This is a genomic window from Ruegeria sp. CDSC021, assembly GCF_059610845.1.
On the sequence record NZ_JBXWOK010000001.1, the window covers coordinates 244,486 to 255,808 of the forward strand.

An 11,323-nucleotide genomic window follows, 5' to 3' on the forward strand; every position below is an offset into this window, starting at 1 on the left:
TATGCTTCAGGTCATTACCAGCGCGTGGTCACTTCTTCTTGGCATGGGCCTGCTTATGATTGGCAATGGCCTACAGGGCACAATCCTGGGCGTCCGAGGCGAGATCGAAGGGTTTTCGACCCTTCAGATGTCTGTTGTGATGTCAGCTTATTTCGTAGGTTTCCTCGGAGGTTCTCGCCTTGCACCGGAGATGATCCGGCGGGTGGGGCATGTGCGGGTCTTTGCTGCGCTCGCTTCATTTATTTCGGCCGTGATGATCATGTATCCGATGTTGACCGAGCCAGTCGCGTGGGCTTTGGGGCGTGTCGTGATCGGGTTTTGTTTCTCGGGCGTGTATGTCACCGCCGAAAGCTGGCTGAACAACGCGGCCAATAACGAGAACCGGGGCCAGGCGCTTTCGCTTTATATGATCGTACAGATGACTGGGATCATCACCGCTCAGGGGCTTATGCTGGTTGGCGATCCTGCTGGTTACGAAACCTTTGTGATCGCATCCATTCTGGTTTCGGTTTCCTTTGCTCCGATTCTGCTGTCGATTTCACCGACACCGGCATTTGACACGACCAAGCCCATGACATTGCGTGATCTGATGGGGAAATCACCACTGGGCTGCGTCGGCATGTTCCTGCTGGGCGGAGTGTTCTCGGCCCAGTTTGGTATGGCGGCGGTCTATGGCGCGCGCGCTGGGCTGACACTGGTTGAGATTTCGACCTTCGTGGCCGCCTTCTATATCGGAGCAATTCTGCTGCAATATCCGCTGGGTTGGTTCTCGGACCGGATGGATCGCCGGTTCCTGATCATGCTGGCGGGTATCATTGGTGCTTGCGGGGCGGCCACTGCGATGATGTTCGGGTCGACTTCATTTCCGTTCCTTCTGGCCTCGGCCTTTGTGATTGGCGGCATGTCTAACCCGCTGTATTCGCTGCTGATTGCGCATACGAATGACTTTCTGGAGCATGAGGATATGGCCGCGGCCTCTGGCGGACTGGTCTTCATCAATGGAATGGGCGCCATTGCCGGCCCGCTGATTACCGGGTGGTTGATGGGCGATGACGTGTTCGGACCGTCGGGCTTTTTCCTGATCATCTTTGCACTGCTTGCAGCCACTGCGGTCTATGCGATGTATCGCATGACACAACGTGCGGCGATTCCTGTGGACGAGACGGGCACGATGTCTCCGCTTTACCCAACGGCCTCGCCGGTGGCGTTCGAATTGGCGCAAGAGGTGGCTATCGAAGCCGCCGAAGCCGATCAGGAAACGCAAGATGTAGCCTAGGACACGAAATTATGTCGCAAGTGTTGCAATTTTTTACTGTCACAAATCTGTAAATCAGCCTTAAATGACGTTACGTCCCTGGGGAGGGCAAAACGACGGAGCAAGGCAATGGTAGGGCCTGAAGAAGTATTGAGTTTTTGGCTGGATCAAGTGGGTCCAGATGGTTGGTATATTGAGGATGAAGCGCTAGACGCAGAGATCCGCGAAAAATTTCTGTCTACATGGGAAATTGCCAATGAGGGAAAGTTCTCTCTCTGGCTGACATACCCCAGCGGGGCACTGGCCTATATCATTCTGATGGACCAGTTTCCTAGAAATATGTTCCGCGGCAGCGGCAAGGCGTTCGCCACTGACAGGGCAGCCTTGTCTGCAGCGAAATGCGCCATCGACAAGGGTTGGGATATGAAGATTGACGAGCCCGCGCGGCAGTTCTTTTATCTTCCACTGATGCACTCAGAAAATCTGTGTGACCAAGAGCGTTGTGTACGCCTGATGTGCCAGAATATCGACGGAGCCAAGTCAACCAACCTGCTGCATGCAAGGGCGCATAGGGAGGTGATCCGAAAGTTCGGCCGTTTCCCCTATCGTAACGAAGCATTGTCGCGCCCCATGACCGAACATGAGGCCGCCTATGTAAACATGGGCGGGTACGGGTCCACCGTCCGAGAGCTTCAGGCCGCAGGTTAGCCTTCGACCGAACATCCTTTGATTGTGATAATACGGTCGGCCACAGTGTCGGCCGTTTTTTCTATTGCGGTGCTGATAAAGGCGTCAGGCGTTTCGGCAACCGCAACGATACGAGACTGCGCCACCTGTAGCGTATCTTCGATTTGGCTCAGGCGGTCGAGCGTTTGCGAGACCCGTTGGGCGGTGGCGGTGTCGGCAAGCCCGCCATTGACTTGTATAGTTGCGAGTTCAGTGCGAAGTGCTGCCAATTCACTGCGCACGCCTTGAACCTCTTCGCGCAAAGGGGCGACGATCTGAACCTTCTGTGAAAAATCAGACATCAGGGACTGCGCTGTTGTGGTCAGCTTCCAGCCCAAAAACAAACACAAGGCCACCAGGATAAGCGTGGCGTTGATTAGGGCGAGGACCAGATCTTTCAGCGTTTTAGCCATGTTATGCCTTTCGCGTAAATGGATTTAGAATGGAGCAACTGGGATACTTAGCTATCTTCTAGCGTTTTGAACGGGTGCGGTATAGGCTCGAACCTCTGCAATCCGTATGGGTTTACCCTGCGTAGCTTTTGTCGCGGGGACTAAGTGTTGAAGGGTGGCTGATATTAGTTTAATGGTAAACTAATTTGGAAATGACCTGCTCCGAGAGGGAAACATGGCAGCACAATCTTTTGATCTGATCGTAATCGGCGCTGGTCCTGGCGGGTATGTCGCAGCCATTCGCGCAGCACAGCTTGGTTTGAAAACCGCCGTGGTCGAGCGCGAACATCTCGGGGGGATATGTCTTAACTGGGGTTGCATCCCAACAAAGGCGCTGCTGCGGTCTTCAGAAGTGTTTCACCTGATGGAGCGCGCAAAGGATTTTGGGCTGAAGGCCGAGAAGATCGGATATGATCTGGATGCTGTGGTCAAGCGATCGCGCGGTGTCGCCGGGCAACTTTCGGGCGGTATCGGTCACCTGCTGAAAAAGAACAAAGTGACGGTTGTCATGGGCGAGGCGACGATCCCGGCCAAGGGCAAGGTCTCCGTCAAGACCGACAAGGGCAGCGAAGAGTTGACAGCCAAGAACATCGTTCTGGCAACCGGCGCGCGCGCCCGCGAGCTTCCCGGGCTGGAAGCGGATGGTGATCTGGTTTGGACTTACAAACACGCCCTGCAGCCGCCGCGGATGCCAAAGAAATTGCTGGTCATCGGGTCGGGTGCAATCGGGATCGAGTTCGCTAGCTTCTACAATACCCTCGGTGCAGATACGACGGTGGTTGAAGTCATGGACCGGGTTCTGCCCGTCGAGGATGCCGAGATCAGTGCCTTCGCCAAGAAAGCCTTTATCAAACAGGGCATGAAGATCATGGAAAAGGCGATGGTCAAGCAATTGGACCGCGCTAAGGGTAAAGTCACCGCGCATATCGAGGTGAAGGGAAAAGTCGAAAAGCACGACTTTGACACCGTGATTTCTGCGGTGGGCATCGTAGGCAATATCGAAAATCTGGGTCTTGAGGCGCTGGGTGTCAAAATCGACCGGACCCATGTTGTGACTGACGAATTCTGTCGCACGGGCGTTGAGGGTCTATACGCCATCGGTGACATCGCCGGAGCGCCATGGCTGGCGCATAAAGCAAGCCATGAGGGTGTCATGGTGGCCGATCTGATCGCCGGGAAACATGCCCATCCGGTCAAGCCCGAAAGCATCGCGGGCTGCACCTATTGCCATCCGCAGGTTGCGTCGGTCGGCTATTCCGAGGCAAAGGCGAAAGAGCTTGGCTATGACATCAAGGTCGGCCGTTTTCCCTTCATCGGCAACGGCAAGGCAATCGCGCTTGGAGAGCCCGAAGGGCTGGTCAAAACAGTCTTCGACGCCAAAACCGGAGAGCTGTTGGGCGCCCACATGATTGGCGCGGAAGTCACTGAGTTAATTCAGGGGTATGTGGTCGGGCGCCAGCTTGAAACCACCGAAGAGGACCTGATGAACACAGTGTTCCCGCATCCGACTTTGTCCGAGATGATGCATGAAAGCGTTTTGGACGCTTACGGGCGCGTGATCCATATGTAACTCAGGGCAGGGGGTACCTCTGCCGATCTGCGGCACATTACCAAAAGTATCTTTGGCCAGATGAAGCAGCGAGCCAAGCTTCATCTGGCCTTTTGATTCCCGGATTTGCTTATCGGGTCAGCGCGTCGAGAATGCGTGCCCAGGACCGGATGCCCTTGTGAAAGCTTTTGACGTCATATTTCTCATTCGGTGAGTGAATGGCGTCGTCATCATTGGCAAAGCCCACCAGCATGGAATCCATGCCCAGCTCCGTGTTGAAATAGCCGACCACAGGGATCGATCCGCCCATTCCGGTAAAGACAGCCTCGCGCCCCCATTCATCGGACAATGCGCCTCGGGCGGCTTCGAATTCGGGGCGGTTGATATTCATGACGGATGCGGGCGAGCCTTCAAGATCGTTGTCCCACTGTACTTTCGCGTCGGGTGACAGGCGGTCTTCTACATGCTTGCGAATCTGGTCGCGCAAGGCGTCAGGGTTCATGTCACCCACCAGACGGCAGGTGATCTTGCAATGCGCCTGTGAGGGAATGACCGTCTTCGAACCGGCGCCGTTATAACCGCCCCAAAGCCCGTTTACCTCAAGCGTCGGGCGCGCCCATTGTTGCTGCAATGTCGAATATCCTTTTTCGCCATGTGGCTGAGAATACCCCACCGAGTTCAGATAATCCGCCTCATCGAACCCGCAGTTTTCCCATTGGCGCAACTGTTCGGCCGGGACCTCATGAACCCCGTCATAAAAGCCGTCGACAGCGACGCGACCGGTTTCGTCGTCATAGAACGAGGCGACAATCTTGGAGAGCTCTCGCAGCGGGTTTAGCCCCGGTCCGCCGTAATGGCCCGAGTGCAGGTCGATCCGCGGACCGATGATGGTGAATTCGTCCTTGAGCATCCCGCGCAGCTGAGACGCGATTGATGGCACCCCACGCGAGACCATCGAAGTGTCGCATACCAATGCCAGATCCGCTTTCAACTCGGCCACGTTTTCACGCAGGAACGGGACCAGCGACGGCGAACCGGATTCTTCTTCGCCTTCGAAGAAGAAGGTGATGCGGCAGGGCAGGGTGCCATGGACTGCCTTCCATGCGCGGCACGCTTCGACGAAGGTCATCAACTGTCCCTTATCGTCCGAAGAGCCCCGACCCCGGATAACTGGCCCATTTTCGGTTTCTTCAATGGCCGGATCGAACGGATCCCGGTTCCACTGGTTCAGCGGGTCAACGGGTTGCACGTCATAATGGCCATAGAACAGAACATGGGGCGCGCTGTTGTCCTCACCTATATGCCCGACCACCATGGGATGTCCGGTGGTTTCACGTTTTTCAGCCTGAATTCCTATGTTTTTCAGGTCAGATACCAGCCAGTCAGCTGCCTGGTTGACCTGTTGGTCAAAGGCCGGATCGGTGGAAATTGACGGAATGCGGAGCAGTTCCATCAGGCGGTCGATTGAGGTTGGCAAATCGGCGTCGATGCGGTTCAGAACAGCGTCCAGCGACATAAGAGGGCTCCTGCTTGATTTGGATTTTCCGGAACCCTATCAGCGCCACTTTTGCCGTCTAGCCCGCAAGGACAGGAATCTGGTATAATATCGGAAACCCGGATGAGATAATGTGCTGTGCCTGCGTCGTTTCCTCGCGTCCAAGGGGCGTAACTTTACTTGTCGGTCAGGGTCAGAGCGGATATTTGATGCAAATCAAATAAGCTTTCACTGTGCTTGCGGTATCAAGCAGGCAGTGGGAAATGCTCTGGTGCAGATTCGTATCCTGCGCAGAAGAAGACGTTCGGTCGCCGTAATATCGGTCGGGCAACTAAGGAGAAACCGGTGGATTATACTGCTCAGCTCGATTCAGCGATCGCAAGGCTGCATGACGAAGGACGGTACCGGACCTTCATTGATATCGAACGTCGCAATGGTCATTTCCCGCATGCGGTGCGCACGCGCCTCGATGGATCGCAGCAAGATATCACTGTCTGGTGCGGCAACGACTATCTTGGCATGGGGCAACACCCTGTGGTGCTGGAGGCGATGCACGAGGCCGTGGATGCCGCAGGCGCCGGATCAGGTGGAACCCGCAACATTTCGGGCACCACGGTTTACCACAAACGGCTTGAGGCCGAGCTGGCCGATCTGCACGGCAAAGAAGCTGCGTTGCTGTTCACCAGCGCCTATATCGCAAATGACGCGACACTCAGCACTTTGCCGAAACTGTTTCCTGGTCTGATCATTTATTCTGACGCATTGAACCATGCTTCGATGATCGAAGGGGTGCGCCGCAACGGCGGGTCCAAGCGCATCTTCCGCCACAATGACGTCGCCCATCTGCGCGAACTGCTTGAAGCGGATGATCCCGCAACGCCCAAACTGATCGCTTTTGAGTCGGTGTATTCGATGGACGGCGATTTTGGCCCGATTGAAGAGATATGTGATCTGGCCGATGAATTTGGTGCGCTGACCTATATTGATGAGGTCCACGCCGTTGGCATGTACGGACCGCGCGGCGGTGGCGTGACCGAGCGTGATCGTCTTGCCCATCGGATCGACATCATCAACGGCACATTGGCCAAAGCCTATGGCGTCATGGGGGGCTATATCGCGGCCAGCACTAAAATGTGTGACGCTGTGCGGTCTTATGCTCCGGGCTTCATCTTTACGACGTCCCTGCCACCTGCCGTTGCTGCGGGTGCCGCAGCTTCGGTTGCCTACCTCAAAACTGCGTCCGAATTGCGAGAGCAGCATCAGACGCAAGCAAAGATCCTCAAGCTTCGGCTCAAGGGGATGGGCCTGCCACTGATTGATCACGGCAGCCACATTGTGCCCGTGATTGTCGGCAACCCCGTGCACACGAAGAAACTCAGCGATATGCTGCTGGATGACTATGGAATCTACGTTCAGCCCATCAATTTCCCCACTGTTCCGCGTGGAACAGAACGCCTGCGTTTCACACCGTCCCCGGTTCATGGACCTGGCGAAATGAACCGTTTGATCCAGGCGATGGACGAACTTTGGTCACATTGTGCGCTAAATCGCGCCGAACTTGCCGGTTAACCTAACGCTAAAGTGTGCAATTCGTATGCCGCGTGCTAAAATTACGCTAACAAAACTACGGCGCGAATCATTCTTTTAATGATTCGACCACGGCGTGAAACACGCACAGGCAGAATGGGGCAGCAGGGATGATTGGGCGCAGATCACAGCGCGGATCCGAAGGCGACACTGACGTCAGGCCCAAGGGCTTTGACGACTATGAGGTGCGGCTGGGCGACATGATGCGTGGTGAACGCGCAACAATGGGCAAATCCCTACTGGATGTGCAGCGCGAACTGCGGATCAAAGCCAACTACATTGCAGCCATAGAAGATGCCGACCCGGACGCCTTCGATACGCCCGGATTTATCGCTGGGTATGTGCGCTCTTATGCCCGCTATCTGGGGATGAACCCCGACGAAACTTTCTTTGCGTTTTGTAAGGAAAGCGGGTTTGAGGTCGCACATGGCATGTCGGCCGAGGCGTCGGTGGTTCGAAAGACCTCGGGCAGCTTGCCGGCTCGCGGTCCGATGGGCCGCGATCCGTTTATCTCGCCAAACACTCCCTATATTCCCGGACGGGAATCGTTGGTCAGCCAGATCGAGCCGCGTGCTATCGGGTCGTCTCTGGTTCTGTTGGCTGTGATCGGCGGTATTGGGTATGGCGGATGGTCCGTCCTGAACCGGATTCAGCAAGTGCAGGTAAGCCCGGTTGAACAGGCTCCGGTTGTCTTGTCTGATTTGGACCCGCTTGAGGCGGCGCGTGGCACCACCGAAGATCAAGTCGCGCTGATCGACACCCCCTCGGCTGAGGCTCTGGATAGGCTGTATCGCCCACAGGCCCTGGATTTGCCGGTGCTCGTTGCCCGTGATGCACCGATTTCAACACTGGACCCGCGTACCGTTGGCACCTTCCAGCCGCCTGAGCCGCCCAAGGTTGAGGTTGCTGAAGTCCATACGGTTCTTCGCCCGGCATTGCCGCAGGTGGTTGAACAGATTGATACGACCCTGAAAATCGTCGCCGTTGATCCGGCGTGGATGCGGGTCACCGCTGCGGATGGAAGTATCATCTTCGAGGGTACGCTTGGAACCGTCGAACAGGGCAGTACATTCGAGGTACCGCTGACAGAAGAACCGCCTAACCTACGTGCAGGTGCCGCTGGATCTGTCTATTTCTCGATGAATGGTGACCATTTCGGCCCGGTCGGAGCACCAGGAACTGTCGCCAAAGGTGTCGTTCTGTCCAAGGATGCGGTTTCCGAACGCTATACGGTAGCTGATCTTGAAGCCGAGCAAAACGTCGCCCTCAAGCAATTGGTTGCGGAACTTCAGGCGCAAAGCTCTGCCGCACCGACAGAATGATCTGGCCATTGCAGTGGCCAGTTAGGCTGACTATTTAAAGACCAACTCAGACAGTCTTGGACCCGTCCACATGTCCCTTAATCACGTGCGCCCATGGCGCAATATCTACCGCCGCAAATCTCGTCAGATCATGGTTGGAAACGTCCCCGTCGGAGGTGACGCTCCGATTGCGGTGCAGACGATGACCAACACGCTGACGACGGATGTTGCGGCGACTGTGGCTCAGGTGCAGGCTGCCGCAGAGGCGGGTGCGGATATCGTGCGCGTTTCGGTCCCGGATGAGGCCTCGTCCAAGGCGCTGAAAGAGATCGTGCGCGAAAGTCCGGTACCTATCGTGGCGGATATCCACTTTCACTATCGCCGTGGGATCGAGGCCGCCGAGGCAGGCGCAGCATGCTTGCGGATCAACCCTGGCAACATTGGCAATGAAAGTCGGGTGAAAGAGGTCATTCAGGCTGCGCGTGACCATAATTGCTCGATCCGGATCGGGGTGAATGCGGGAAGCTTGGAAAAGCATCTGCTCGAGAAATACGGCGAGCCTTGCCCCGAAGCGATGGTTGAAAGCGGGCTAGAGCATATCCGTATTCTTCAGGACAACGATTTCCACGAATTCAAGATCAGCGTGAAAGCCAGCGATGTCTTCCTGTCGGCAGCTGCCTATCAGGGCATCGCCGAGGCCACGGACGCCCCCATCCATCTGGGTATTACCGAGGCCGGAGGACTGGTTTCGGGCACCATTAAATCGGCGATTGGTCTGGGCAATCTGCTGTGGATGGGCATTGGCGACACGATCCGCGTCAGCCTGTCCGCGGATCCTGTCGAAGAGGTCAAGGTAGGGTTCGAGATCCTGAAATCTCTGGGCCTGCGCCATCGCGGGGTTAATATCATCTCATGCCCCTCTTGTGCGCGGCAGGGGTTCGATGTGATCAAAACGGTCGAGGCGTTGGAACAGCGTCTTGAACATATCAAAACACCAATGAGCCTTTCGATCATCGGCTGTGTCGTGAACGGCCCGGGCGAAGCGCTGATGACCGATGTCGGCTTTACCGGCGGCGGTGCCGGATCGGGTATGGTGTATCTGGCGGGCAAGGCCAGCCACAAGATGTCCAACGATCAGATGGTCGACCACATTGTTGAAGAGGTCGAGAAGAAGGCCGCTGAATTGGACGCTGCGCAGGAAGCCGCTGAGTAATTTTCCAGCTTGATTGGCCGTTGAATGACCAGTTCGGCAGGCATGCAGGGTCAATTCATAGGGCCTGCATGTTATTGGCCGCGTGTATCTGGTGGACCCCAATCCCAGACACCTCATTGAAAACGCGACGCTGTTGGTCCACATTATTGTGAGGAATGAGATTTTCATTCCCGCTTAGATTTGTTGTTTTTGTTTCATGGGTTTCTTAGTCGTATGCCAGTAAGCGATCGTTTGAAGATTAGATTGTCTCCTGCCTCTTCGGCCCTCGGTCTTTGCGGTCCGGACTCTAACAGGGGGCTTATGCAATGCGCCGTAACTTGAAAGCCTTCGGCCTGGGTGCAGTGATCGCCGGGTGTTCGGGTTTCATGGTGGCAGATAGCGTAGTGGCCGATCAGCCCGCATTTCCCGGTGCGGTGGGATATGGGCAGAACGCTACGGGTTGGCGTGGCGGCGAAGTGTTTCATATCACAACCCTGGACGATACCGGCCCGGGCAGCCTGCGTGAGTGCGTCGAAAATGACGGCTCCGGACGGGTTTGCGTTTTCGATATTTCAGGGACGATCACTGTAGACACCCAGATGAAAGTGGCTTCGAACACCTATATCTCCGGACAGACCGCGCCGGGACAGGGGGTGCAGATCAAACTTGGCAAGGTTCTGGATTCACCCCTGATGATTTTTGAGGCGCAGGACGTTTTGCTGCGGAACCTCAAATTTCGGCCTGGACCCAGTTACAAGCCCTCGTCGAACGTGGACGGGCTTTCCATAGAGAGCAGTTCGAATATCTACGTTGACCGTGTCTCGATCCAATTTGCCACGGATGAGAATCTGGGCGTTGGAACGGAAAACCTGCCAAGCGAAGATATCACGATAGCCCGCAGCATCTCAGCCCTGGCTCTGGATAAGTCCACCCATACAAAGGGAAAGCATTCAAAAGGTGCTCTGCTGTGTTCCGATGATGGAACGGCAAGGCAATGTGGGCGGGTCACCCTGTATCAAAACCTGTTTGCCCATAACCGCGACAGAAATCCAGACATCCAGTCGTCACCATCTGGGCAAGTCGACATTATTAACAACGTGTTCTACGACGCGACCTCGCAATTCGGTGAGTTCTGGAACCATTACGGCGACACATGGATCGCCTATGTGGGAAACGTCGTCCTGCCGGGCCCCAGTACACGGAACAGGCCGCCCCCCGCCGCATTCGAGGTGTTCCCTTATGGCGCAGACAAAGGGTTCAGCATCTCGGTTTTCGAACAAGATAACCTGCATCTGGACAGCCGTATTGAGCTGCTATGCGACAGATCAGTGAAGGGCAAGATTGCGGATGATGCGGCGGTCGAATTCCTTGTGGCTGAACCTCACCAGCCGCTGTCGGTTGAACCTGCCGAGGTGAGCACGACATACGAAACCGTTCTTGGAACCGTGGGGGCCCGGCACGGGGATGACCAAGCTTTGGACAGTCTGGATGCGATGGTGATCGAAAACGTCCGCGGCTGTGATGGACATCGGATAAACGATCCGGGCGAGGTGGGCGGTTGGCCGGATTTGCCCATTGTTCACGCGGCAGTTGATACTGACCGGGACGGAATGTCTGATACTTGGGAAACAGGGCGGACTGGCCTGGACCCGAATGATCCCTCAGATGTCTGGGCGGACCGGGACGGCGATGGCTGGTCTAATCTAGAGGAATATCTAAGCCACCTTGCTGGCGACCCGATGCCCTGACGGAATGGCCGGCTCCTG

General features: G+C 55.9%; 9 protein-coding genes. 7 read left to right on the plus strand and 2 right to left on the minus strand.

All coding sequences use genetic code 11. The features are described 5' to 3' along the window. The first annotated feature begins 1 nt into the window (after position 1). Together AC2FGB_RS01245 and AC2FGB_RS01250 are read left to right on the plus strand one after the other, a co-directional pair. A complete protein-coding gene (locus AC2FGB_RS01245) occupies positions 2 to 1,276 on the plus strand; it encodes an MFS transporter (protein WP_496693406.1) in 1,275 nt (424 codons plus the stop codon). A 108-nt stretch (positions 1,277 to 1,384) separates the two neighbouring features. Beyond that, positions 1,385 to 1,963: a DUF924 family protein gene (locus AC2FGB_RS01250; protein WP_271947560.1), complete on the plus strand. Its 579-nt coding sequence runs from the start codon at positions 1,385 to 1,387 to the stop codon at positions 1,961 to 1,963. Here AC2FGB_RS01250 and AC2FGB_RS01255 read toward each other — a convergent pair. Continuing rightward, positions 1,960 to 2,394 (minus strand): hypothetical protein, encoded by a 435-nt coding sequence (locus tag AC2FGB_RS01255; RefSeq protein WP_271947558.1) that lies wholly within the window; start codon positions 2,392 to 2,394, stop codon positions 1,960 to 1,962. The genes AC2FGB_RS01250 and AC2FGB_RS01255 overlap by 4 nt on opposite strands. Positions 2,395 to 2,608: 214 nt before the next feature. Between AC2FGB_RS01255 and lpdA the strand changes: the two genes are divergently transcribed. Further along, the gene (gene lpdA / locus AC2FGB_RS01260; RefSeq protein WP_496693407.1) at positions 2,609 to 4,003 is read left to right on the plus strand and encodes a dihydrolipoyl dehydrogenase; all 1,395 of its coding nucleotides are present in this window, start codon (positions 2,609 to 2,611) and stop codon (positions 4,001 to 4,003) included. Between the two features lie 109 nt (positions 4,004 to 4,112). On the opposite strand, the gene AC2FGB_RS01265 is transcribed toward lpdA, so the two are convergent. Beyond that, positions 4,113 to 5,498, minus strand: a complete 1,386-nt coding sequence (locus tag AC2FGB_RS01265) for a M20/M25/M40 family metallo-hydrolase (protein WP_496693408.1) — start codon at positions 5,496 to 5,498, stop codon at positions 4,113 to 4,115. A 324-nt stretch (positions 5,499 to 5,822) separates the two neighbouring features. Here AC2FGB_RS01265 and hemA point away from each other — a divergent pair, with 324 nt between their 5' ends. From hemA to AC2FGB_RS01285, 4 genes are all read left to right on the plus strand, one after another. Continuing rightward, entirely contained in the window at positions 5,823 to 7,046 is a 1,224-nt protein-coding gene (hemA, locus tag AC2FGB_RS01270) for a 5-aminolevulinate synthase (protein ID WP_496693409.1), read from the plus strand. 128 nt (positions 7,047 to 7,174) lie between these two features. Then, positions 7,175 to 8,386, plus strand: coding sequence for a helix-turn-helix domain-containing protein (locus tag AC2FGB_RS01275; RefSeq protein ID WP_142633252.1), 1,212 nt, complete (start codon positions 7,175 to 7,177; stop codon positions 8,384 to 8,386). A 70-nt stretch (positions 8,387 to 8,456) separates the two neighbouring features. After that, positions 8,457 to 9,578, plus strand: a complete 1,122-nt coding sequence (gene ispG / locus AC2FGB_RS01280) for a flavodoxin-dependent (E)-4-hydroxy-3-methylbut-2-enyl-diphosphate synthase (protein ID WP_142633254.1) — start codon at positions 8,457 to 8,459, stop codon at positions 9,576 to 9,578. A 305-nt stretch (positions 9,579 to 9,883) separates the two neighbouring features. Continuing rightward, positions 9,884 to 11,305, plus strand: coding sequence for a pectate lyase family protein (locus tag AC2FGB_RS01285; protein WP_142633256.1), 1,422 nt, complete (start codon positions 9,884 to 9,886; stop codon positions 11,303 to 11,305). Positions 11,306 to 11,323 lie beyond the last annotated feature (18 nt).

Bases quoted from the DNA above. Each gene is read 5' to 3' on its own strand.
- ispG (WP_142633254.1), top strand. From the start codon at position 8,457: ATGTCCCTTAATCACGTGCGCCCATGGCGCAATATCTACCGCCGCAAA.
- AC2FGB_RS01285 (WP_142633256.1), top strand. From the start codon at position 9,884: ATGCGCCGTAACTTGAAAGCCTTCGGCCTGGGTGCAGTGATCGCCGGG.
- AC2FGB_RS01245 (WP_496693406.1), top strand. From the start codon at position 2: ATGCTTCAGGTCATTACCAGCGCGTGGTCACTTCTTCTTGGCATGGGC.
- AC2FGB_RS01255 (WP_271947558.1), bottom strand. From the start codon at position 2,394: ATGGCTAAAACGCTGAAAGATCTGGTCCTCGCCCTAATCAACGCCACG.
- lpdA (WP_496693407.1), top strand. From the start codon at position 2,609: ATGGCAGCACAATCTTTTGATCTGATCGTAATCGGCGCTGGTCCTGGC.
- AC2FGB_RS01250 (WP_271947560.1), top strand. From the start codon at position 1,385: ATGGTAGGGCCTGAAGAAGTATTGAGTTTTTGGCTGGATCAAGTGGGT.
- AC2FGB_RS01275 (WP_142633252.1), top strand. From the start codon at position 7,175: ATGATTGGGCGCAGATCACAGCGCGGATCCGAAGGCGACACTGACGTC.
- AC2FGB_RS01265 (WP_496693408.1), bottom strand. From the start codon at position 5,498: ATGTCGCTGGACGCTGTTCTGAACCGCATCGACGCCGATTTGCCAACC.